The organism is Pseudomonas sp. AAC, assembly GCF_000725445.1.
GTDB classification, from domain to species: domain Bacteria; phylum Pseudomonadota; class Gammaproteobacteria; order Pseudomonadales; family Pseudomonadaceae; genus Pseudomonas; species Pseudomonas citronellolis.
On record NZ_KL647095.1, the window covers coordinates 113,592 to 134,381 of the forward strand.

18 protein-coding genes are annotated in these 20,790 nt (G+C 66.5%); 5 read left to right on the forward strand and 13 right to left on the reverse strand.

Features of this window, described 5'->3' with window-relative positions; translation table 11 throughout:
- Positions 1-14 precede the first annotated feature (14 nt).
- Positions 15-758 carry an SDR family oxidoreductase gene (locus FG99_RS06215; RefSeq protein ID WP_043268195.1) on the reverse strand — a complete coding sequence of 248 codons (744 nt, stop codon included), beginning with the start codon at positions 756-758 and terminating at the stop codon, positions 15-17.
- Between the two features lie 98 nt (positions 759-856).
- On the opposite strand from FG99_RS06215, the gene FG99_RS06220 reads away from it, so the two are divergent.
- A complete protein-coding gene (locus FG99_RS06220; protein ID WP_043268197.1) occupies positions 857-1,426 on the forward strand; it encodes a TetR/AcrR family transcriptional regulator in 570 nt (189 codons plus the stop codon).
- 605 nt (positions 1,427-2,031) lie between these two features.
- On the opposite strand, the gene FG99_RS06225 is transcribed toward FG99_RS06220, so the two are convergent.
- The 7 genes from FG99_RS06225 to FG99_RS06255 form a co-directional block, all read right to left on the reverse strand.
- Positions 2,032-2,781, reverse strand: a complete 750-nt coding sequence (locus FG99_RS06225) for a sulfite exporter TauE/SafE family protein (RefSeq protein WP_043268199.1) — start codon at positions 2,779-2,781, stop codon at positions 2,032-2,034.
- 91 nt (positions 2,782-2,872) lie between these two features.
- A complete protein-coding gene (locus FG99_RS06230; RefSeq protein WP_043268201.1) occupies positions 2,873-3,862 on the reverse strand; it encodes a sulfate/molybdate ABC transporter ATP-binding protein in 990 nt (329 codons plus the stop codon).
- A 3-nt stretch (positions 3,863-3,865) separates the two neighbouring features.
- The gene (gene cysW, locus FG99_RS06235) at positions 3,866-4,738 is read right to left on the reverse strand and encodes a sulfate ABC transporter permease subunit CysW (protein ID WP_043268203.1); all 873 of its coding nucleotides are present in this window, start codon (positions 4,736-4,738) and stop codon (positions 3,866-3,868) included.
- A gap of 10 nt (positions 4,739-4,748) precedes the next feature.
- Positions 4,749-5,567, reverse strand: coding sequence for a sulfate ABC transporter permease subunit CysT (cysT, locus tag FG99_RS06240; protein WP_043268205.1), 819 nt, complete (start codon positions 5,565-5,567; stop codon positions 4,749-4,751).
- Positions 5,568-5,666: 99 nt separating this feature from the next.
- Positions 5,667-6,665, reverse strand: coding sequence for a sulfate ABC transporter substrate-binding protein (locus FG99_RS06245; protein WP_043268206.1), 999 nt, complete (start codon positions 6,663-6,665; stop codon positions 5,667-5,669).
- A gap of 89 nt (positions 6,666-6,754) precedes the next feature.
- Positions 6,755-6,937: a sulfur starvation response protein OscA gene (gene oscA / locus FG99_RS06250; protein ID WP_009614015.1), complete on the reverse strand. Its 183-nt coding sequence runs from the start codon at positions 6,935-6,937 to the stop codon at positions 6,755-6,757.
- Positions 6,938-7,066: 129 nt separating this feature from the next.
- Positions 7,067-9,343: a putative bifunctional diguanylate cyclase/phosphodiesterase gene (locus tag FG99_RS06255; protein WP_043268208.1), complete on the reverse strand. Its 2,277-nt coding sequence runs from the start codon at positions 9,341-9,343 to the stop codon at positions 7,067-7,069.
- Between the two features lie 159 nt (positions 9,344-9,502).
- Here FG99_RS06255 and desA point away from each other — a divergent pair, with 159 nt between their 5' ends.
- From desA to FG99_RS06270, 3 genes are all read left to right on the forward strand, one after another.
- On the forward strand, positions 9,503-10,684 hold the full coding sequence (desA, locus tag FG99_RS06260) for a delta-9 fatty acid desaturase DesA (protein WP_009614012.1): 1,182 nt from the start codon (positions 9,503-9,505) through the stop codon (positions 10,682-10,684).
- A 126-nt stretch (positions 10,685-10,810) separates the two neighbouring features.
- A complete protein-coding gene (locus tag FG99_RS06265) occupies positions 10,811-11,782 on the forward strand; it encodes a GGDEF domain-containing protein (protein WP_043268210.1) in 972 nt (323 codons plus the stop codon).
- 596 nt (positions 11,783-12,378) lie between these two features.
- The gene (locus FG99_RS06270) at positions 12,379-13,743 is read left to right on the forward strand and encodes an OprD family porin (protein WP_043268212.1); all 1,365 of its coding nucleotides are present in this window, start codon (positions 12,379-12,381) and stop codon (positions 13,741-13,743) included.
- A 344-nt stretch (positions 13,744-14,087) separates the two neighbouring features.
- On the opposite strand, the gene aguA is transcribed toward FG99_RS06270, so the two are convergent.
- The 5 genes from aguA to FG99_RS06295 all read right to left on the reverse strand — a co-directional run bounded on the left by aguA (position 14,088) and on the right by FG99_RS06295 (position 19,733).
- Positions 14,088-15,191 (reverse strand): agmatine deiminase, encoded by a 1,104-nt coding sequence (gene aguA, locus FG99_RS06275; RefSeq protein WP_043268214.1) that lies wholly within the window; start codon positions 15,189-15,191, stop codon positions 14,088-14,090.
- Between the two features lie 65 nt (positions 15,192-15,256).
- Positions 15,257-16,138, reverse strand: a complete 882-nt coding sequence (gene aguB, locus FG99_RS06280; protein ID WP_043268215.1) for an N-carbamoylputrescine amidase — start codon at positions 16,136-16,138, stop codon at positions 15,257-15,259.
- 278 nt (positions 16,139-16,416) lie between these two features.
- A complete protein-coding gene (locus FG99_RS06285; RefSeq protein WP_009614000.1) occupies positions 16,417-17,049 on the reverse strand; it encodes a TetR/AcrR family transcriptional regulator in 633 nt (210 codons plus the stop codon).
- An 86-nt stretch (positions 17,050-17,135) separates the two neighbouring features.
- On the reverse strand, positions 17,136-18,194 hold the full coding sequence (locus FG99_RS06290; RefSeq protein WP_043268217.1) for a polyamine ABC transporter substrate-binding protein: 1,059 nt from the start codon (positions 18,192-18,194) through the stop codon (positions 17,136-17,138).
- A gap of 162 nt (positions 18,195-18,356) precedes the next feature.
- On the reverse strand, positions 18,357-19,733 hold the full coding sequence (locus FG99_RS06295) for a glutamine synthetase family protein (protein ID WP_009613998.1): 1,377 nt from the start codon (positions 19,731-19,733) through the stop codon (positions 18,357-18,359).
- 277 nt (positions 19,734-20,010) lie between these two features.
- On the opposite strand from FG99_RS06295, the gene FG99_RS06300 reads away from it, so the two are divergent.
- Positions 20,011-20,763: a gamma-glutamyl-gamma-aminobutyrate hydrolase family protein gene (locus tag FG99_RS06300; RefSeq protein WP_043268218.1), complete on the forward strand. Its 753-nt coding sequence runs from the start codon at positions 20,011-20,013 to the stop codon at positions 20,761-20,763.
- Positions 20,764-20,790 lie beyond the last annotated feature (27 nt).

The window sequence follows — 20,790 nt, forward strand, 5'->3', positions numbered from 1 at the left end:
GTTGTCGTTGTGGATTACCAGCGTTCCATCCAGGGCCGCAGGTCCAGCTCGAAGGTCCAGGCGTCGCGCGGCTGGCTGTGCAGGTACCAGTAGTTGTCGGCGATGTGCTCGGGATCGAGGATGCCGTCCTGGGCTTTCTGCGCGTACTTCTCCGGGAAGTTGTCGCGGATGAACTCGGTGTCGATGGCGCCATCCACCACCACGTGGGCCACGTGCAGGCCCATGGGCCCCAGCTCGCGGGCCATGCTCTGGGCCAGCGCGCGGATGCCGTGCTTGGCCCCGGCGAAGGCGGCGAACCCGGCGGCGCCGCGCAGGCCGGCGGTGGCGCCGGTGAACAGCAGGGTGCCACGCTGGCGCGCGACCATGCGCCGGGCCACCGCCTGGCCGGTGAGGAAGCCGGAGAAGCAGGCCATTTCCCAGATCTTGAAGTACTTGCGCGCGGTCTCGTCGAGGATGCTGCAGGGCACGTTGGCGCCGATGTTGAAGACGAAGGCCTCGATGGGGCCGATGTCGCGTTCGATGGTCTCCACCAGTTCCGCCACCTGCTCTTCCTTGCGCGCGTCCGAGGCGAAGCCGTAGGCCTCGCCGCCCTCGGCGCGGATGGCGTCGACCAGCGGTTGCAGCTTGTCCGCCGAGCGCCGGGTGACGCAGGCGACGTAGCCCTCGCGGGCAAAGCGGCGGGCGATGGCGCCGCCGGTGGCGTCCCCGGCGCCGATCACCAGCACCACTTTCTTCTCGTTGGGGGAGGCAGCGCTCATGTTCGTTTCCTCTGTTCGTTATGGGTAAACGATCGTTTGGTAAACGAACGTTATGTTATGCTTCCGGCAGCCGTCAAGCCGTTTCCGGAGCCCACGCCATGCGCTACTCAGCCAGCCACAAGGAAGAAACCCGCCAGCGCCTGCTGGAGAGCAGCGGCGCCATCGCCAAGCGCGAAGGCTTCGCCAGCGTCGGCGTGGACGCGCTGATGAAGGCGGTGGGACTGAGCGGCGGGGCCTTCTACAACCATTTCCCGTCCAAGGATGCGCTGTTCGCCGCCATCGTCGAACGCGAACTGACGCGCAGCGCCGAGCGCCTGGGCAAGGCCGGCGACAGCCACGGCCGTGAGCGCCTGGAGCGCTGCCTGCAGCGTTACCTGACGCTGGCCCACGTGCAGAACGTCGACGGCGGCTGCGCCATTCCCGCCCTGGGCGCGGACATCGCCCGCGCCGACGAGCAGGTGCGCGGCACGGTGGAGGCGGCGATGCTCGGGCTGCAGCAGGCCTGGGCGGAGGAGTTGGGGAATGCGGAGGATGCCTGGGCGATGCTCAGCCAGTGCGTGGGGGCGTTGCTGCTGGCGCGGATGACGGCCAGCGAGGAGACGCAGCGGGCGATTATCGAGTCGAGTAAAGCGTTTCTGCTGCGGCGGTTGGATGCATTGGCCTTGTAGGGATGTGCCTTGTGCGCGAATCGCGGACGGAGTCCGCTCCTACGCCTTCTGGCAAGCACAAGACCCGTAGGATGGCGTTGAGCGAAGCGATACCCATCAGCGCAACCGCATGGGTTTCGCAAGCTCAACCCATCCTACGAAGAGCACCCCGGCGCGGCTTGCAGGACAGTTGTTCCTACGACAGTGCTTCCCTGGCGCTGATACACCGAGGCCATGGCCAGCGCCCAGGTCAGCCCTGGAGCCGCTGGGAATCAAGGCTGCGGTGGTTGGAGGATGAGGTTTCTTCGTAGGAGCGAGCTTGCTCGTGAATGGTGTTCGCCGGTTGCTTGGGTGCTGAATTTGAGCCCGCTCCCTCTCCCCAGCCCTCTCCCTGAAGGGAGAGGGAGCTAGTCCGTGCCGGCGCGAAGGCCGTGCCTCATGGAGGTATCGGGCTTTATGCGTAGCATCAGGGAGAGCTGAAACAGCAGAGCACGCCGAACGGCCCCCTCTCCCTTCAGGGAGAGGGTTGGGGAGAGGGGCGGTGTTCAGGTTGGTATCGATGTTTCCGGGAGGCACCATTTGCGAGCAAGCTCGCTCCTACGAAAAGCCCCCAGAGCCCCAGGGCCTCAGAGCCCCCGCAGGGCCAGGTCCGCACCAAGCAACAACAACCCCCCGAAGAAGCACCGGCGAAAGGCCGTCGGGCTGATGCGGTTGCGCAGCCACTGCCCCAGGTACATCCCCGCCAACGCCGGCAGCAGCGCCAGCAACGACACTCCCAGCACCGATGCATGCAACAGCGAGCCCTGCTGCCCGAGGGTGAGCGCCAGGGCCAGGGTGGAGACGGTGAAGGACAGCCCGAGGGCCTGCACCAGGTCGTCCTTCTCCAGGCCCAGCGCCTGCAGGTAAGGCACCGCGGGGATCACGAAGACGCCGGTGACCGCCGTGACGGCGCCGGTGGCCAGGCCGATCAGCGGCGACAGCCAGGCCTCGTGTGCCGGCGCCACCTGGAAGCGCTTCGCCGACAGCCCGAGCAGCGCATAGAGGACCAGCGCCACGCCCAGCAGCGGCGTGGCCGCCGCCCAGTGTTCGCCGCCCAGCCACCAGCCCACGGCCAGGGTGCCGGCGACGATGCCGGCGAGCATGCCCCACATCCGCCTGAGCAGCCCGAGGAAGCGCGGCCCGGCGACCAGTTGCCAGACGTTGGTGACGGTGGAGGGCACCACCAGAATGGCCGCCGCGTGCATCGGCGGCATCAGCAGCCCGAGCAGGCCGACCGCCACCGTCGGCAGGCCGAGGCCGACCACGCCCTTGACCAGGCCGGCGAGGAGGAAGGTGAGGACGATCAGGTCCAGGTGCGCGGGCAGCGAGTCGAACATGGGCGGGCCTTGCCTTGGCGGTGGAGCGGGGCAGGATACCCGCAAACGAAGAACCCCGCCGCGGCGGGGTTCTTCTTCAACGGATGGCGACTCAGATATTGGCCACCTGCTGGTATGCCTTGGGCTTGAAGTACAGCGTCTCGCCGCGCGCCAGGCCGACCAGGCTGTCGTGGTCCTTGACCACCTCGGCCTCGATCAGCTCGTCCTGGCCGTCGACCTTCAGCGTCACCCGGGTGATCGCGCCCAGCGGGCGGATGTCGCGAACCTCGGCGGCGCGGTGTTCCTCGACTTCCTGGCGCGACAGCGAGACTTCGTGCGGACGGAACAGCAGGTGCTCGTCGTTGCCCAGGTGCAGGCGGTTGGAGTCGCCGAGGAAGTGGTAGACGAAGTCGCTGGCCGGGTTCTCGTAGACCTCGCCCGGCGAGCCGATCTGCTCGATCACGCCCTTGTTCATCACCACGATGCGGTCGGCGACTTCCATCGCCTCTTCCTGGTCGTGGGTGACGAACACGCTGGTGAGGTTGATCTCCTCGTGCAGGCGCGCCAGCCAGCGGCGCAGCTCCTTGCGCACCTTGGCGTCGAGGGCGCCGAAGGGTTCGTCCAGCAGCAGGATCTTCGGCTCCACCGCCAGCGCGCGGGCCAGGGCGATGCGCTGGCGCTGGCCGCCGGAGAGCTGTTCCGGGTAGCGGTCGGCGAGCCAGTCCAGCTGCACCATGTTCAGCAGCTCGTGGACCTTCTCGGCGATGCGGGTTTCGCTCGGGCGCTCCTTCTTGGCCTTCATGCGCAGGCCGAAGGCGACGTTGTCGAACACCGTCATGTGGCGGAACAGCGCGTAGTGCTGGAACACGAAGCCGACGTTGCGGTCGCGCACGTCGTGCTGCGAGACGTCCTCGCCGTGGAACACGATGTTGCCGGCGTCCGGCGTCTCCAGGCCGGCGATGATCCGCAGCAGGGTGGTCTTGCCGCAGCCGGAGGGGCCGAGCAGGGCCACCAGCTCGCCGCTGTGGATGTCCAGGTTGATGTCGTCGAGCGCCTTGAAGGCGTTGAAGTTCTTGCTGACGTTACGGATTTCGATACTCATGGCTTATTCCTCGTCAGCTTTGACTTTCAATCGGGACAGGCGCGACTCGCTCCATTGCTTGAGCAGCAGGATGACCAGGGCCATCAGCAGCAGCAGGGTGGCGACGCTGAAAGCGGCGACGTGATTGTATTCGTTGTAGAGGATCTCGACGTGCAGCGGCAGGGTGTTGGTGACGCCGCGGATGTGCCCGGAAACCACCGACACCGCGCCGAACTCGCCCATCGCCCGCGCGGTGCACAGCACCACGCCGTAGATCAGGCCCCATTTGATGTTCGGCAGGGTCACGTGCCAGAACATCTGCCAGCCGTTGGCGCCGAGCAGGCGCGCGGCCTCTTCCTCCTGGGTGCCCTGTTCCTGCATCAGCGGGATCAGTTCGCGGGCGACGAAGGGGAAGGTGACGAAAATGGTGGCCAGGACGATGCCGGGCACGGCGAAGACGATCTGGATGTCGTGGTCGCTGAGCCACGGCCCGAAGTAGCCCTGGGCGCCGAACAGCAGCACGTAGATCAGGCCGGCGATCACCGGCGAGACCGAGAACGGCAGGTCGATCAGCGTCACCAGGATGCTCTTGCCGGGGAACTCGAACTTGGTCACGCACCAGGCGGCGGCCACGCCGAACACCAGGTTCAGCGGCACCGAGATGCCCACGGCGATCAGCGTGAGCTTCAGCGCGGCCAGGGCGTCGGGCTCGACGATGGCCTCGAGGAAGGTGCCGAAGCCCTGCTTCAGCGCCTCGCTCAGGACCACGAACAGCGGCATCAGCAGGAACAGGGCGAAGGCCAGCCAGGCCAGGCCGATGAGCGCCCGGCGGCCCCAGGGGTTGCCACGCCGGACGGCGTTCGCCGCTTGTGCGGTGGAAAGCGTTGCGGAACTCATGGCGTGCTCCTCAGGGGGTCTCGATGCGGCGTTGCAGCAGGTTGATCAGCAGCAGCAGGACGAAGGCCACCACCAGCATCAGCACGCCGATGGCGGTGGCGCCGGTATAGTCGTACTGGTCCAGCTTGACCATGATCAGCAGCGGCAGGATCTCGGTCTTCATCGGCATGTTGCCGGCGATGAAGATCACCGAGCCGTACTCGCCGACGCCGCGGGCGAAGGCCAGGGCGAAGCCGGTCAGCCAGGCCGGCAGCAGCGCCGGCAGCAGCACGTGGCGGAACACCTGCAGCGGCTTGGCGCCCAGGCAGGCGGCGGCTTCCTCGACCTCGCGGGGGATGTCCGCCAGCACCGGCTGCACCGTGCGCACCACGAAGGGCAGGACCACGAAGGTCAGCGCCAGGGTGATGCCCAGCGGGGTGTAGGCGATCTTGAAGCCCAGCTCGGTGGCGAAGCGGCCGATCATGCCGTTGGGGGCGTAGAGCGCGGTCAGGGCGATGCCGGCCACGGCGGTGGGCAGGGCGAAGGGCAGGTCGATCATGGCGTCGATGACCTTGCGCCCGGGGAACCGGTAGCGCACCAGCACCCAGGCCAGCAGGGTGCCGATCACGCCGTTGATCAGCGCGGCGATCAGCGCGGTGCCGAAGCTCAGCTTGAGCGCGGCGAACACGCGCGGGGCGGTGATGATGGTCCAGAACTGTTCCCAGCTGAGCTCGGTGGTCTTGAGGAACAGGGCCCCCAGCGGAATCAGCACCAACAGGCTGAGATACACCAGGGTGTAGCCCAGAGTCAGCCCGAAGCCGGGTATGACCGGGGAGATGCGTCGTGACATTGAAACCTCGTTAGCTGAAAGCCGGAAGCTGGAAGCCTGAAGCTGAAAGCGGTGCCGAGGTCGACTTCCAGCTTCGCGCTTCCAGCTTCCAGCCCGTATTCACTGCGCCTGGTAGATTTTGTCGAAGATGCCGCCGTCGTTGAAGAACTTGGGCTGCGCGACCTTCCAGCCGCCGAAGTCCTTGTCGATGGTCACCAGGTCCAGTTTCGGGAACTGGTTGGCGAACTCGGCGGCGACCTTGGCGTTGCGCGGGCGGTAGAAGTTCTGCGCGGCGATGCGCTGGCCTTCCTCGCTGTACAGGTACTTCAGGTATTCCTCGGCGACCTTGCGGGTGCCCTTCTTGTCGACGGTCTTGTCGACCACCGCCACCGGCGGCTCGGCCAGGATGGACAGCGAGGGTACGACGATTTCGAAGTTCTCGCCGCCCTGTTCCTTCTTGGCCAGGAAGGCTTCGTTCTCCCAGGCCAGCAGCACGTCGCCGATGTTGTTGTTGACGAAGGTGATGGTCGAGCCGCGGGCGCCGGTGTCCAGCACGGGCACGTGCTTGTACAGGTCCTTGACGTAGTCCTGGGCCTTGTCGTCGCTACCGTACTGCTTCTTCGCCCAGGCCCAGGCTGCCAGGAAGTTCCAGCGCGCGCCGCCGGAGGTCTTCGGGTTCGGGGTGATGACTTCCACGCCCTGCTTGGTCAGGTCGCCCCAGTCCTTGATGCCCTTGGGGTTGCCCTTGCGCACCAGGAACACGATGGTCGAGGTATAGGGGGTGCTGTTGTCCGGCAGGCGCGCCTGCCAGTCGGCCGGCAGCAGGTTGCCGAGCTTGTGCAGTTCGTCGATGTCGCCGGCCAGGGCCAGGGTCACCACGTCGGCCTTCAGGCCGTCGATGACCGCGCGGGCCTGCTTGCCGGAACCGCCGTGGGATTGCTGCACGGTCAGGTCGTCGCCGCCCTGGGCCTTCCAGTGCTTGATGAAGGCCGCGTTGTAGGCCTGGTACAGCTCGCGGGTCGGGTCGTAGGAGACGTTCAGCAGTTGGGTGGCCGCGGCCGCGGGGCCGGCGATCAAGGCACTGGCCAGGGCGGCCAGGGCGAAACGGCGGATGGACATGTGCAGCTCCTGGATACGAATCTTCAGTGTTGTGCTTGTTGGCGTGTTCTTATCGGGGGCGTCGCGGTGGGGCGCGTGGGCCCCGGGGGTCAGCTCTGGCGGCTGGCGGGCTGCTGCAGGCGGAACTTCTCCTTGCGCTCGATCTGCACCACCTGGCCGTTGTGCACGGTGATCTCGACGGCGCCGAAACGCAGACCGCGCAGGGCGCTCTGCACTTCACGCAGGATGTTGGCTTCGTCCTGGCCTTCCAGGCTACGGAGGGTTGCGCTCATGATCTGGGCTCCTTGGTGGGCTTCGCCGGGCCGTCCCGGATGGGCGGCGCGTGCGGTGTGAGCGCATCTTAGGCAGGAGTCGAATATTCTTAAAAATACTATTTAAGAATTTTTATATTCCACCAGGTTTTAATTCGATTCGGTCGCCACCGCCCGGGCCCAGGGCAGCTCGTCGGCGGGCTGCGGGCGGCCGTACCAGTAGCCCTGGCCGAAGTCGCAGGCATGGTCGAGGAGGAAGGCCGCCTGGTCCGGGCGCTCGATGCCCTCGGCCACCACGCTCAGGCCCATGCTGCGGGCCAGGGCGATGATGGCGCGGGCGATGGCGGCGTCCTCGGCGTCGCCGGGCAGGCCGGCGACGAAGCCCTGGTCGATCTTCAGCTTCTGCACCGGCATGCGCTTCAGGCGCATCAGCGAGGAATAGCCGGTGCCGAAGTCGTCGATCGCCAGTTGCACGCCCAGCGCCCGCAGGCGCTGCAGCAGGGCCACCGACTGGTCGATGTTCTGCATGATGGCGCTCTCGGTCACTTCCAGCTCCAGGTGCCGCGGCTGCAGGCCGCTTTCCTGCAGGGCGCGGGCCACGCGCTGTTCCAGGCCGTCGCGGCCGAACAGGCGGCTGGACAGGTTCACCGCGACGAAATCCAGCGCCACGCCGTCGTCCAGCCACTGGCGCATCTGTCGGCAGGCCTGGTCCAGCACCCAGGCGTCGATGGCGGCGATCAGCCCGCATTCCTCGGCCACCGGGATGAATTCGCAGGGCGGCACCAGGCCGCGCTGCGGGTGCTGCCAGCGCACCAGCGACTCCACCCCGACCACCTGGCCGCTGGCCAGGTCGTGCACCGGCTGGTAGTACACGCGCAGCTCGTCGTGCTCCAGCGCCTGGCGCAGGGCGGCTTCCACCTGCACGTGGGAACGCGCGCGGGCGGTCAGCTCCGGGGTGTAGAAGGCGTACAGGTTGCGCCCGCTGGCCTTGGCCTGGAACAGCGCGGCATCGGCGTGGCGCAGCAGGTGGTCGACGTCGCGGGCATCGTCGGGGAACAGGCTGACGCCCATGCTGGCGGAGATGTAGATCGGCTGGCCCTGCACCTCGAAGGGCGCGTGCATGGCCTCCAGCAGGCGCTGGGCGAGGCTGCTGGCATGGTGCGGCTGCTGGCTCTCCAGGACCACGGCGAACTCGTCGCCGCCCAGGCGCGCCAGGGAGGCGTGCTCGTCGAGGCAGCCGCGCAGGCGCTCGGCCACCGTCTTGACCAGTTGGTCGCCGGCGCTGTGGCCGAGGCTGTCGTTGACGTGCTTGAAGTGGTCCAGGTCGAGCAGCAGCAGGGCGCCGCTGCCCTGTTCGCGCTCGGCGCGGGCCAGGGCCTGCTCGATGCGCTCGCGCAGCAGCAGGCGGTTGGGCAGCCCGGTGAGCGGGTCATGGTGGGCGAGGAAGTCCAGCTCGTGCTGCGAGCGCTTGATGCTGCTGAGGTCGGAGAACACCGCGACGTAGTGCGTCAGGCGCCCCTGCTCGTCGTGCACGGCGCAGATGTGCTGCCACTGCGGGTACACCTCGCCGCTCTTGCGCCGGTTCCAGATTTCCCCGCACCACAGGCCTTCGGCGTTCAGGGCCTGCCACATGCGCTGGTAGAAGGCGTCGTCCTGGCGCCCGGACTTGAGCATCGAGGGGTTGCGCCCCACCACTTCGTCGGCGCTGTAGCCGGTGATGCGCTGGAACGACGGGTTGACGTGCAGGATCATGCCCTTGTCGTCGGTCACCAGCAGGCCTTCCTGGGTCGCCTCGAACACTGCCGCGGCCTGGCGCAGGTGGTCGTTGGCCTTGCGCTGCTCGGTGACGTCGCGGCTGACGCCGGTCATGCGCAGCGGCTCGCCGTCGTGGCCGCCGCTCAGGCGCGCGCGGGCATGCACCCAGCGGTAGTTGCCGTCGGCGTGGCGCAGGCGGTAGGTGCATTCCAGGCGCTGGCTGCGCCGCTGCAGCAGGTCGCGGTGCTGGGCCAGCACGCTGTCGCGGTCGTCCGGGTGCAGCCGCTGTTCCCAGGTGGCGAAGCTGTCGCCCAGCGCTTCCTCGCTCAGGCCGAGCAGCCGCGCGTAGCCGGGCGAGTAGAACACCCGGTGGCGCTCGATATCCCATTCCCAGAGGCCGTCGTCCAGGGCGTCCAGGGCCCGCTCGAAGCGCCGTTCGCTGCGCTCGCGGGCGGCGAAGGTGCGCCGCATCCACCTGAACTGCCGGGCCAGCAGCAGGAACAGCACGCCGGCGCTGATGGCAAAGAAAAGATACTTTTTCGCCACCAGCCAGGGCAGCAGGTCGCCATCGCCCACCGCCAGGCGCAACAGCTGGTCGCTGGTCAACCCCCACAGGCAGGCGAACAACAGGTACAGCAGGCAGATGCGGAGGGCACTCGGGCGTGGATTCATTATCGCGAGGGGAGCGAGTTATTGGCTGCGCAGTATAGTGGATGGCCATTGGCCCCGGTTCATATCAAAAAGACCGGATGGTTTTCCCGCCGCGCTTGGTGATAATGCGAGCTGGCCCTTGCCTGGGCTGCCGACCATTTCCGAGGTTCATTATCATTCATGTGGTACAACGGTTTCCTTGACCTGCCGCTGTGGCAACTGATCGTGGTCACGCTGGTGCTCACCCACATCACCATCGTCAGCGTGACGGTCTACCTTCACCGCTATTCCGCCCACCGCGCCCTCGAGCTGCATCCGGCGCTGCAACACTTCTTCCGTTTCTGGCTGTGGATGACCACCGGGATGAACACCCGCGAGTGGACCGCCATCCATCGCAAGCACCACGCCAAATGCGAGACCGCAGACGACCCGCATAGCCCGGTGTACAAGGGCCTGGGTACCGTGCTGCGCAAGGGCGCCGAGCTCTACCGCGAGGAAGCGAAGAACGCCGACACCCTGCGCATCTACGGCAAGAACTGCCCGGACGACTGGCTGGAGCGCAACCTCTACGGCCGCTTCCCGCTGGGCGGCATCGCCCTGATGGTGCTGATCGACGTGGCCCTGTTCGGTGCCCTCGGCCTGACCGTGTGGGCCGTGCAGATGGCCTGGATCCCGTTCTGGGCGGCCGGCGTCATCAACGGCCTGGGCCACGCCGTGGGCTACCGCAACTTCGAGTGCCGCGACGCCGCCACCAACCTGGTGCCCTGGGGCATCGTCATTGGCGGCGAGGAGCTGCACAACAACCACCACACCTACCCGAACTCGGCCAAGCTGTCGGTGAAGAAGTGGGAGTTCGACCTGGGCTGGGCCTGGATCAAGCTGTTCTGCTTCCTGCGCCTGGCCAAGGTGGCGCGGGTCGCGCCGATCGCCCACCGGGTGGAAGGCAAGGGCAGCCTGGACATGGACACCGCCATGGCTATCCTCAACAACCGCTTCCAGATCATGGCCCAGTACCGCAAGCTGGTGATCGGCCCGCTGGTCAAGCAGGAGCTGGCCAAGGCCGATGCCTCGGTGCGCCACCTGTTCCGCCGCGGCAAGCGCCTGCTCTCGCGCGAGACCAGCCTGCTGGAGGAACGCCATCACGCGCGCATCGAGCGCCTGCTGCAGCACAGCCAGGCGTTGCAGGTGATCTACGAGAAGCGCCTGGCGCTGCAGCAGATCTGGCAGAAGACCAGCGCCAACGGCCACGACATGCTGGCCGCCATCAAGCAGTGGGTGCAGGAGGCCGAGGCCAGCGGCATCCAGTCGCTGCGCGACTTCGCCGAACAGCTGAAGACCTACTCGCTGCGCCCGGCTGTCTGAGTTGGCCTGATAACTGAGATGTGCATCACAAAAAGCCCGCCGTTCGGCGGGCTTTTTCTTTTTTTGTCGAGCGCTTAGCTAATTTTGCGGTCATAGACCTCTCGATTAGTTGTGGGAAGCTGAGACATGGACGATAGGTACAGGGCGCCGCAGGATCTCGACGAAGCGCTGCTGGCATTGCTGCACAGCCGCGCCGAGGTGGAGCGCCTGAAAGAACGCGAGCAACTCTTCAGCGCCCTGCTGGCCAGCGTCAACGCGGTGCTCTGGGCCTTCGACTGGCAGGCCCAGCGCATGGTCTACGTCAGCCCCGCCTACGAGCACATCTTCGGCCGCTCGGCGGCCCTGCTGCTGGCCGACTACAACGAATGGCTCAACGCCATCTACCCCGACGACCTCGACTACGCCGCCAGCAGCCTGCTGCAGGTGCTCGAGCGCGGCGCCGTGGAGCAGCGCGAGTACCGCATCCTGCGCGCCGACGGCGAGGTGCGCTGGCTCAGCGACAAGTGCTTCATCAGCCAGCACAGCGAGGCGGGCCTGCCGCTGATGGTGGTCGGCATCGCCGAGGACATCACCGACAAGAAACACCTGGAGAGCGAGCTGCAGCGCCTGGCCACCACCGACGTGCTGACGCAGAGCAGCAACCGCCGTTACTTCTTCGACAATGCCGAGCAGGCCTTCAACGAATCCAAGCAGGCCGGCACGGCCCTGGCCTTCCTGCTGCTGGACGTGGACGACTTCAAGAAGGTCAACGACCGCTACGGCCACCAGGTCGGCGACCGCGTGCTGCAGCGCGTGGCCCAGTGCGCCTCCGGGGCGCTGCGCCGCGGCGACCTGTTCGGCCGCATCGGCGGCGAGGAGTTCGCCGTGCTGCTGCCCGGTTGCGACCAGGTGACCGCCCGGCAGATCGGCGAGCGCCTGCAGCGCGAGGTGCAGCGGCTGCGCTTCAAGGAAGACGAGCAGACCTTCGGTATCAGCGTCAGCCAGGGCCTGACCCTGCTGCAGCCCCACGACGAAAACCTCTCGGCGCTCTACGGCCGGGCCGACGCCGCGCTCTACCAGGCCAAGCGCAACGGCAAGGACCGTATCGAACAGGCCTGATCGGCTCCCCGGCCCACTGCCTCTCTTGCGCCCTGCGCGTACCTCTTCCGGGAAATGGACCGGCAAGGGATACGGGCGCATTATTTATTCCAATAAGGAATTACATTTTAATAATTAATTCTTTTTGGATTTATTTCCGATTGCTTATCGTTGCCCCCAGCGTGGCCGCAGGGTCCAGGCAATGAAGTCCGGCGAGCATGGCGACAAACCGCCAGCCAGGCCGGGAAAGGTGGCGGATTTCCGCTGACCAGCGCGCAGCGAAGGACCAGGCTACGGGACGCCAACCCGCGCCAATCCACGTGTCGGGGTGTGCCGGGCCGATTGGCCCGCGGATTGCCATGTCGGGGTGAAGCCTCAGGCTTCGCCCACAAGAACAAGACACGAGCATTCACCATGACGCTGCCATGCCTTTCCGCAAGTTCCTTCCTGCCTGCCTGCCCACGTAGAGACCCCGCCCAGGGGCGACCGATCTGACGACCGCCGTTCGCCTGCAGGCCCGGGCCGTGCCCGGCCGCGCGGCTGTCCGGTGGGATTCGCGCCGCGCGGCGCCTGGCGCTTTGCCGACTTCACACAAGATCAATAAATGGGGATTACCAATGAAGAGTCGTAACATCACGCAATCCACCCTGGCGTTGGCCGTGGCGGCCGCTGCCCTTGGCGCCTATGTTCCGCTGGCCAGCGCCGGCGGCTTCATCGAGGACAGCAAGGCCAGCCTGACCCTGCGCAACTTCTACATCAACAGCGACAACCGCAACGGCACCGCCGAGCCGAGCAAGCAGGAGGAGTGGGGCCAGGGCTTCCTGCTGAACTACACCTCCGGCTTCACCGAAGGCACCGTCGGCTTCGGCGTCGATGCCCTGGGCCTGCTGGGCGTGCGCCTGGACAGCGGCAAGGGCACCCACTACAACCCGACCAGCTCCAGCTTCTCGGGCACCGTGTTCCCCACCGATGGCGATGGCCGCGCGGTGGACGACTTCTCGCACCTGGGGGCGACCGCCAAGGTGAAGGTTTCCTCCACCGAACTGCGCTACGGCACCCTGCTGCCCAAGCTGCCGGTGGTGACCTACAACGACGGCCGCCTGCTGCCGCAGACCTTCGAGGGCGGCCAGATCACCTCCAACGAGTTCAAGGACCTGACCCTGATCGGCGGCCAGCTGGAACACACCAAGGGCCGCAGTTCGAGCAACAACGAGGGCCTGTCCATCGCCGGCGCCAACAATGCGCGCACCGGCGAGTTCGTCAACAAGTTCTACTACGGCGGCGTCGACTACAAGCTGACCAAGGACCTGACGCTGCAGTACTACTACGGCAACCTGCAGGACTTCTACAAACAGCACTTCCTCGGCCTGCAGCACAACTGGGCGATCGGCCCGGGCGTGCTGAAGACCGACCTGCGCTACTTCAACAGCAGCGACGACGGCAAGAACAGCCACGACTCGCGCTACTACACCTCCGGCTACTACGGCAACGGCGTGACCAAAGGCGAGGTCGACAACAAGGCCTACAGCGGCCTGTTCACCTACATCGTCAGCGGCCACAGCTTCGGCGTCGGCTACCAGCAGCTCAGCGGCGACAGCGACTTCCCGTTCATCAACAACGGCGACGGCGCCACCGCCTACCTGATCACCGACGTGCAGATCGGCAAGTTCCTGCGCGCCGGTGAGCGTACCTGGCAGGCCCGCTACGGCTACGACTTCGCCCAGGCCGGCCTGCCGGGCCTGACCTTCCAGGCCCTGTACCTGCGCGGCGACAACATCGACACCGCCCGCGGCGACCAGAGCGAGTGGGAGCGCGACATCAGCCTGGCCTACGTGATCCCGGACGGCACCTTCAAGGGCCTGGGCTTCACCTGGAAGAACGCCTCGCTGCGCAGCGGCCTGCCGGCCCAGGGCGCCACCCCGGCCCAGCGCGACCAGGACGAGAACCGCCTGATCGTCAGCTACACCCTGCCGCTGTTCTAGGCCCGGGGCTTTCCGTAGGAGCGCGCCGGAGGGGGGACCTGTAGGAGCGGGCCCTGCCCGCGATTTCGCGCGCAGGGCGCGCTCCTACATGGGAATGGCGTGGGGGCGTAGGGCGTATAACCGTTCGCGGTTATACGCCGCCGGCCGGAACACCGGCGCCCGGTCGGGCATGACGATGGGTATCGCTTCGCTCAACGCCATCCTACGAAAAGCCGTGCTCCCTGGAACCGTAGGAGCGGACCTTGTCCGCGATCCGGCCGGCACAGGGCATGGCGATGCACGCCGTGACGAAAAAGGCCGTCTCCCCTCTCGGGCAGACGGCCTTTTCGTTGGCAGCTACCGTCTCAGCGCTTCTGCGGCGCCGGTTGCTGCTGGGTGATGCAGTGGATGTTGCCGCCGCCCAGGAGGATTTCCCGGCCCGGCACCATCACCACTTCGTGCTCGGGGAACACGCGCTGGAGGATGGCCTTGGCCTCGGCGTCCTTCGGGTCGTCGAAGCTCGGCGCGACGATGCCGCCGTTGACGATCAGGAAGTTCACGTAGGAGCCGGCCAGGCGGATCGACGGGTCGCGCTCCTGGCTGCCTTCCACCAGGTCGACGCCGGCGCATTCTTCCTCGGTGGCGTGCAGCGGGCCGGGGATCGGCATCTTGTGCACCACCAGCTGGCGGCCCTTGGCGTCGCGCACCTGTTCCAGTACGCGCATGGCGGCCTGGCAGCGGGGGTAGTTGGGGTCGTTGGCGTCGTCGGTCCAGGCCAGCAGCACTTCGCCGGGGCGCACGTAGCAGCAGAAGTTGTCGACGTGGCCGTTGGTCTCGTCGTTGTACAGGCCGTCCGGCAGCCAGATCACGCTGTCCACCGCCAGGTGCTCGCGCAGGACCTGCTCGATCTCCTCGCGGGACAGGTGCGGGTTGCGGTTGCGGTTGAGCAGGCATTCCTCGGTGGTGATCAGGGTGCCTTCGCCATCCACGTGGATGGAGCCGCCCTCGAGCACGAAGCCTTCGGTGCGGTAGCGATCGCAGCGCTCGACCTGGAGGATCTTCGCCGCCACCTGATCGTCGCGCAGCCAGGGGAAGTACAGGCCGCCGTCGAGGCCGCCCCAGGCGTTGAAGGTCCAGTCCACGCCGCGCACGCCGCCCTGGTCGTCGACCACGAAGGTCGGCCCGGTGTCGCGCACCCAGGCGTCGTCGTTGCTGATCTCGATCACCCGGACGGCGTCGCTCAGGCGCGCGCGGGCGTTCTCGAACTGCGCGGCGGAAACGCAGACGGTGACCGGCTCGAAGCGCGCGATGGCCTCGGCCACGGCGCTGAAGGCGGCCTGCGCCGGCTTGCCGCCCAGGCGCCAGTTGTCCGGGCGCTCGGGCCAGACCATCCAGGTCTGGGTGTGGGGTTCCCATTCCGCCGGCATGCGGAAGCCATCGGCGCGGGGGGTACTGGTCAGAGTGGTCATGGGGTCACCAGATGCGGGCAGCTACGGACGAAGCGGCGGAAGGGACCGCCTCCCGCCGCGCGAGATCATTCGGAGAGGTTCTCTCCGTCGAGGGTCGCGATCGGCCAGTATAGGTTCGGACGGCGGTCGCGGAACACACCCCAGGCGGTGCGGATCTTCTCCAGCGCGTCCAGATCGAAACTGTGCAGCAGGATGCCTTCCTCGGTCTCGTTCAGTTCCTGGACCTTCTTGCCGAATTGATCGGCGATGAAGGAGGAGCCGTAGAAGGTGATGTCGTAGCCGTCCTGCTCTTCCTTGCCGATGCGGTTGGAGGCCACCAGCGGCATCAGGTTGGCGCCGGCATGGCCCTGCTGCACGCGCTGCCAGTGGTCGCGGGAGGTGATGCTGGCGTCGTGCGGCTCGCTGCCGATGGCGGTCGGGTAGAACAGCACCTCGGCGCCCATCAGCGCCATGCTGCGGGCGCACTCGGGGAACCACTGGTCCCAGCAGATGCCGACGCCGATGCGCGCGTAGGCGGTGTCCCAGACCTTGAAGCCGGTGTCGCCGGGGTTGAAGTAGTACTTCTCGTGGTAGCCGGGGCCGTCGGGGATGTGGCTCTTGCGGTAGACGCCCAGGTTGCTGCCGTCGGCATCGATGATGGCGATGCTGTTGAAGCGCGCGCGGCCGGCGCGTTCGAAGAAGCTGATCGGCAGCACGACTTTCAGCTCGGCGGCGACCTTCCGGAAGTGCAGGATCGCCGGGTTCTCTTCCACCGGGGTGGCCAGCTGGGTGTAGTCGGCGTTGGGCTTCTGGCAGAAGTAGGGGGTCTCGAACAGTTCCTGGATCAGGATGATCTGCGCGCCCTGGGCGGCCGCCTGGCGCACCAGCTTCTCGGCATTGGCGATGTTGGCCTGGACATCCCAGGAGCACGCCATCTGGGTGGCGGCGACGGTGACGGTACGAGTCATGGAACACCTTTTTATTCGGATACTTATCGGCCTTCCGGGTTGGGTGGCGGCCGTGGGGTGCTGCGAGAAGGCGTGAGGTCGACGTCTTTCGCGGCGCTGGGGCGATTTATATCCGATAAAAATCGACTTTTGAAGCGGTATTTCTCTATCGCGGCATCGAATCCGATAAAAAGACAGATAAATATCGGACTTAAAGCTGTGGGCGATAAGCTTCAAGCCGCAAGCGAAAGCGGCTCTTGCTTGCAGCTTGAGGCTTGCCGCTTACAGCTGCCGTTTTCCTATAGCTGCCGTTTAGGTAGGAAGGGCGGCAGATACAGCGACAGATAGGCATCGAACACCCGCATCCCTTCCTCGGCCAGGCGCGGTTCTATGCGCCCGTGGCGTTGCACCGAAAGGGCGTAGACGCGGTCGCCCAGTTCCATGGCCAGGCTGAACACTTCGATGTCCCGGGGCAGTTCGGGCAGGTGGAAGTGGTGGTCGAACAGGGCCTGCATGGAGCGGCCCAGCTCCATGTCGTGCTGGCGGTCGGCGAGGGTCACCTCGGCCAGGCCGTGGCTGGCGAGGATCAGCTGGCGCGCCGCGGCGTCGCCGGCGTAGACGGCGAGCATGCGTTCCTCCACCAGCCGCGAGAGGTCGCGCCAGTCGCGCAGGGCATCGTGGTCCACCGGCGCCGCCAGGCAGGCGCGGAAGGCGGCGTGGACTTCGCCGGTCAGCGCCTGCAGCAGCGCCGGCACGCTGGGGAAGAAGTGGTAGACCGAGGACGGCGGTATGTCCGCCCGCTCCGCCACGGCGTAGATCGACAGGCCGGCGGTGCCGTCTTCGGCGAGCAGCGCGCGGGCGGCGTCGAGGATGCTGGCGATGCGCGCCTGGCTGCTGGCGCGGGGCTTGCGGGAGCTGGTGGGGGCGGGCATGGGGTTCTCCGGGCATGAGCGGGCTATTGGACGCCAGCTCATGCGTCCGGAGCAAGTTCGCGGCCCCTGGCGCGCGCCGCTGGCCGTCAGTGGTCGGCCAGCAGCTTGTCCCAGGTTTCCTTGAACACCGGCGCGGTCTTGTCCGGGGCGGTTTCCAGGGCGAACAGGCGGCGCTTGGTCTCCTGGTCCGGGTACAGGCCCGGCTGCTGGCGCAGCTCGGCGTCGAGGAAGGCCGCGGCGTCGACGTTGGCGTTCGGGTAGAGGGTGGCGGCGGTGACCTGGGCGGCGACCTTCGGTTGCAGCATGAAGTCGATGAAGCGCAGGGCCAGGTCCGGGTGCTGGGCGCTGCTGGGCACCACCAAGTTGTCGATGAACAGCACCGAGCCTTCCTGCGGCACCACGAAGTGCACCGGCTGCCCGGCGCGGGCCGCGTGCAGGGCGTCGCCGACCCAGGCCATGGCTACGCACAGCTTGCCGTCGTTGAGGTCCTGGATGTAGCGCTCGCTGTCGATGTAGCGCAGGTTCGGGCGCAGCGCCTCGAGCACCTGGCCGGCGCGGCGGATCTGCGTGGGCGCGCTGCGGGCGAAGTTGCGCCCCTGGTAGTTCATCAGCACCGAGAAGGTCTCGTCGGGCGCGTCCAGCAGGCTCAGCCCGCAGCTCTTCAGGCGCGCGCTGTATTGCGGGTCGAACAGCAGGCTCCAGCTGTCCGGCACCGGCCCGCCCAGGGCCTTCTCGGCCTGCGGCTGGTTCACCGCCAGGCCCACGGCGCCCCACAGGTAGGGCACGGCGTGGCGGTTGTCGGGGTCGACGGCGGCCAGCTTGCTCATCAGTTGCGGGTCGAGGTGGCTGCGGTTGGGCAGGCGGGTGAAGTCCAGCGGCTGGATCAGCTTGTCCTTGATCAGCTGCGGCAGGTCGTTGTGGGAGGGGACGGCGACGTCGATCTTCTCGCCGGAGCGCAGCGCCTGCTTGAGTTCTTCGGCGGTGCTGTAGGTGTGGTATTCGACGCGGACGCCGCTGGCCTTCTCGAAGTCCTTGAGCGCTTCCGGGGCGATGTAGTCGTTCCAGTTGTAGACGCGGATGACGTCCTCGGCCTGGACGAACAGCGGGCAGAGCAGCAGCAACAGCGGGGCGAGCAGGCGTGGCATTGGCATTCTCCCTATGTCAAGGCACAGCATGGACGGCCGGCGGCCATCCCGGGGCTTGGTTGCAGCGTGGTGCGGCAGAGCAGGGTGCGGCGGGGCGCCCGCCCGGCGGGCAAGGCGGCCAGACGAACGCCGGCGCGGGGCCGGCGTCGCCTGGGGTGTTGCTTATACGGTGTGCAGGTACCAGTTGTACTCGAGGTCGGAGATCGAATACTCGAACTCCTGCATCTCGTGTTCCTTGCACGCGACGAAGATGTCGATGTACTCGGGGCTGATGTACTTGTTCATCACGTCGCTGTCGTCCAGCTCGCGCAGGGCATCGCGCAGGTTGTTCGGCAGGCTCTGCTCCAGCTGATCGTAGGCGTTGCCTTCGATCGGCGCGCCCGGCTCGACCTTGTTGACCAGGCCGTGGTGGACGCCGGCGAGGACCGCGGCCAGCAGCAGGTAGGGGTTGGCGTCGGCACCGGCCACGCGGTGTTCCAGGCGCACCGCTTCCGGCGCGCCGGTGGGCACGCGCAGCGCCACGGTGCGGTTGTCCAGGCCCCAGCTCGGCGCGTTCGGCACGAAGAAGGCCGAGCCGAAGCGGCGGTAGGAGTTGACGTTCGGGCAGAGGAAGGCCATGGAGGCGGGCAGGGTCTCGAGCACACCGCCGATCGCGTGACGCAACGCGGCGTTCTGCTCGGGATCCTCGCTGGCGAAGATGTTCTTGCCATCCTTGTCCAGCAGCGACACGTGGACGTGCAAACCGTTGCCGGCCTGGCCCGGGTAGGGCTTGGCCATGAAGGTCGAGTCCATTTCATGGTCGTATGCCACGTTCTTGATCAGGCGCTTGAGCAGCACCGCGTAGTCGCAGGCCTTGAGCGCGTCGTTGACGTGGTGGAGGTTGACCTCGAACTGCGCCGGGGCGCTCTCCTTGACGATGGCGTCGGCCGGGATGCCCTGGGCGCGGGCGCCGTCGATGATGTCCTGCAGGCAGTCGGCGTACTCGTCGAGGTCGTCGATGGAGTAGACCTGCACCGATTGCGGACGCTTGCCGGAGATCGGCGAGCGCGGCGGCTGCGGACGGCCGTTCACGTTCTCCTGGTCGATCAGGTAGAACTCCAGCTCGAAGGCCGCGACGATGGACAGGCCCATGTCGGTGAACTTCTGGACGACCTGGCGCAGTACCTCGCGAGGGTCGGCGAAGAACGGCTCGCCTTCCATTTCATGCATGGTCATCAGCAGTTGCGCGGTCGGACGCTTCTGCCAGGGTTCCATGGCTATGGTGTTGGGGATGGGATAGCAGACACGGTCGGCGTCGCCGATATCCAGGCCCAGGCCGGTGCTTTCAACGGTGGAGCCGGTGATGTCGAGGGCGAACAGCGAGGCGGGGAGGTTGATGCCTTTCTCGTAGACTTTCGGCAGGTTGCTGCGCTCGATGCGCTTGCCGCGAACCACGCCATTCATATCTGCAATAAGGAGGTCGACGAACTGGACCTCGGGGTGTTCCTTCAGGAACTCGGTCGCTTCTGAGAGCGGAACGGCACTCGGGGGTACCGACATGGTGCAACACCTTTATTGTTAAAAATATCAATCATGCGGGGGCTAGGCTGTGAGTCAATCCGAAAGGCCTGTTGATGTCAATAGCGCCACTTCCTGCCCGCTGATGGTGCAAGGTGGCCATTCCTGGGGCATTTCGGCTTGTCTCAGGGGCCGTGAAAGCGTGCTGCCATGGGATGTTCAGAGAGGCGTGTGCAATTTTTTACAGGACTATTGTGTAAAAAAATGAACAGCGCTAAGCTCGGTCGCAACCCATAACACTTACAAGCACGGGTGTCCCATGTCTCGCCTGCCGTTAATCGGCGTGACCGCCTGCGTCAGGCAAGTCGGTCATAAACCCAGCCATACCGTCGGTGACAAATACGTCAGTGCCGTGGTGGCCGGGGCCAATGGTCTACCGCTGATCATTCCAGCCCTGGGCGAATCGCTTGACCAGGACACCTTGCTCTCCAGCCTCGATGGGCTGCTGTTCACCGGATCACCGTCGAACGTCGAGCCCCATCATTATAGTGGTCCCGAGAGCGATGCAGGCACTTTGCATGACATCGCCCGTGACGCTACTACACTGCCGCTCATTCGCGCTGCGATCGCCGCCGGCGTGCCGTTGCTCGGCATCTGCCGCGGGTTCCAGGAGATCAACGTGGCTCTAGGCGGCACGCTGCACCAGAAGGTGCACGAAACTCCAGGCTTCATGGACCACCGCGAGCCGGCCAACCAGCCGGTCGAGGTGCAGTACGCCCCGCGCCACGTCGTCGACGTGCAGCCGGGCGGCATTCTCGCCGGCATCGGCTTGCCGGCGCAGATCCAGGTCAATTCCATTCATGGCCAAGGCGTTGCACGTCTGGCGCCGGGCCTTCGCGTAGAAGCACTGGCGCCTGACGGGTTGGTCGAGGCCTTCTCCGTAGAAGGCGCCAGGGCCTTCGCCCTCGGTGTGCAGTGGCACCCGGAGTGGCAGGTCCGATCCAATCCCAACTATCTCGCCATCTTCCAGGCATTCGGCAAAGCCTGCGGCAAGAGGGCGGGGCAACGTTGAGTCCGGCGGTTGGGGCCGGGCTCTCAA

What these genes read in the sequence shown, in the direction of transcription:
- FG99_RS06215 (WP_043268195.1), bottom strand. Translation starts at nt 758, where the DNA reads ATGAGCGCTGCCTCCCCCAACGAGAAGAAAGTGGTGCTGGTGATCGGC.
- FG99_RS06220 (WP_043268197.1), top strand. Translation starts at nt 857, where the DNA reads ATGCGCTACTCAGCCAGCCACAAGGAAGAAACCCGCCAGCGCCTGCTG.
- FG99_RS06225 (WP_043268199.1), bottom strand. Translation starts at nt 2,781, where the DNA reads ATGTTCGACTCGCTGCCCGCGCACCTGGACCTGATCGTCCTCACCTTC.
- FG99_RS06230 (WP_043268201.1), bottom strand. Translation starts at nt 3,862, where the DNA reads ATGAGTATCGAAATCCGTAACGTCAGCAAGAACTTCAACGCCTTCAAG.
- cysW (WP_043268203.1), bottom strand. Translation starts at nt 4,738, where the DNA reads ATGAGTTCCGCAACGCTTTCCACCGCACAAGCGGCGAACGCCGTCCGG.
- cysT (WP_043268205.1), bottom strand. Translation starts at nt 5,567, where the DNA reads ATGTCACGACGCATCTCCCCGGTCATACCCGGCTTCGGGCTGACTCTG.
- FG99_RS06245 (WP_043268206.1), bottom strand. Translation starts at nt 6,665, where the DNA reads ATGTCCATCCGCCGTTTCGCCCTGGCCGCCCTGGCCAGTGCCTTGATC.
- oscA (WP_009614015.1), bottom strand. Translation starts at nt 6,937, where the DNA reads ATGAGCGCAACCCTCCGTAGCCTGGAAGGCCAGGACGAAGCCAACATC.
- FG99_RS06255 (WP_043268208.1), bottom strand. Translation starts at nt 9,343, where the DNA reads ATGAATCCACGCCCGAGTGCCCTCCGCATCTGCCTGCTGTACCTGTTG.
- desA (WP_009614012.1), top strand. Translation starts at nt 9,503, where the DNA reads ATGTGGTACAACGGTTTCCTTGACCTGCCGCTGTGGCAACTGATCGTG.
- FG99_RS06265 (WP_043268210.1), top strand. Translation starts at nt 10,811, where the DNA reads ATGGACGATAGGTACAGGGCGCCGCAGGATCTCGACGAAGCGCTGCTG.
- FG99_RS06270 (WP_043268212.1), top strand. Translation starts at nt 12,379, where the DNA reads ATGAAGAGTCGTAACATCACGCAATCCACCCTGGCGTTGGCCGTGGCG.
- aguA (WP_043268214.1), bottom strand. Translation starts at nt 15,191, where the DNA reads ATGACCACTCTGACCAGTACCCCCCGCGCCGATGGCTTCCGCATGCCG.
- aguB (WP_043268215.1), bottom strand. Translation starts at nt 16,138, where the DNA reads ATGACTCGTACCGTCACCGTCGCCGCCACCCAGATGGCGTGCTCCTGG.
- FG99_RS06285 (WP_009614000.1), bottom strand. Translation starts at nt 17,049, where the DNA reads ATGCCCGCCCCCACCAGCTCCCGCAAGCCCCGCGCCAGCAGCCAGGCG.
- FG99_RS06290 (WP_043268217.1), bottom strand. Translation starts at nt 18,194, where the DNA reads ATGCCACGCCTGCTCGCCCCGCTGTTGCTGCTGCTCTGCCCGCTGTTC.
- FG99_RS06295 (WP_009613998.1), bottom strand. Translation starts at nt 19,733, where the DNA reads ATGTCGGTACCCCCGAGTGCCGTTCCGCTCTCAGAAGCGACCGAGTTC.
- FG99_RS06300 (WP_043268218.1), top strand. Translation starts at nt 20,011, where the DNA reads ATGTCTCGCCTGCCGTTAATCGGCGTGACCGCCTGCGTCAGGCAAGTC.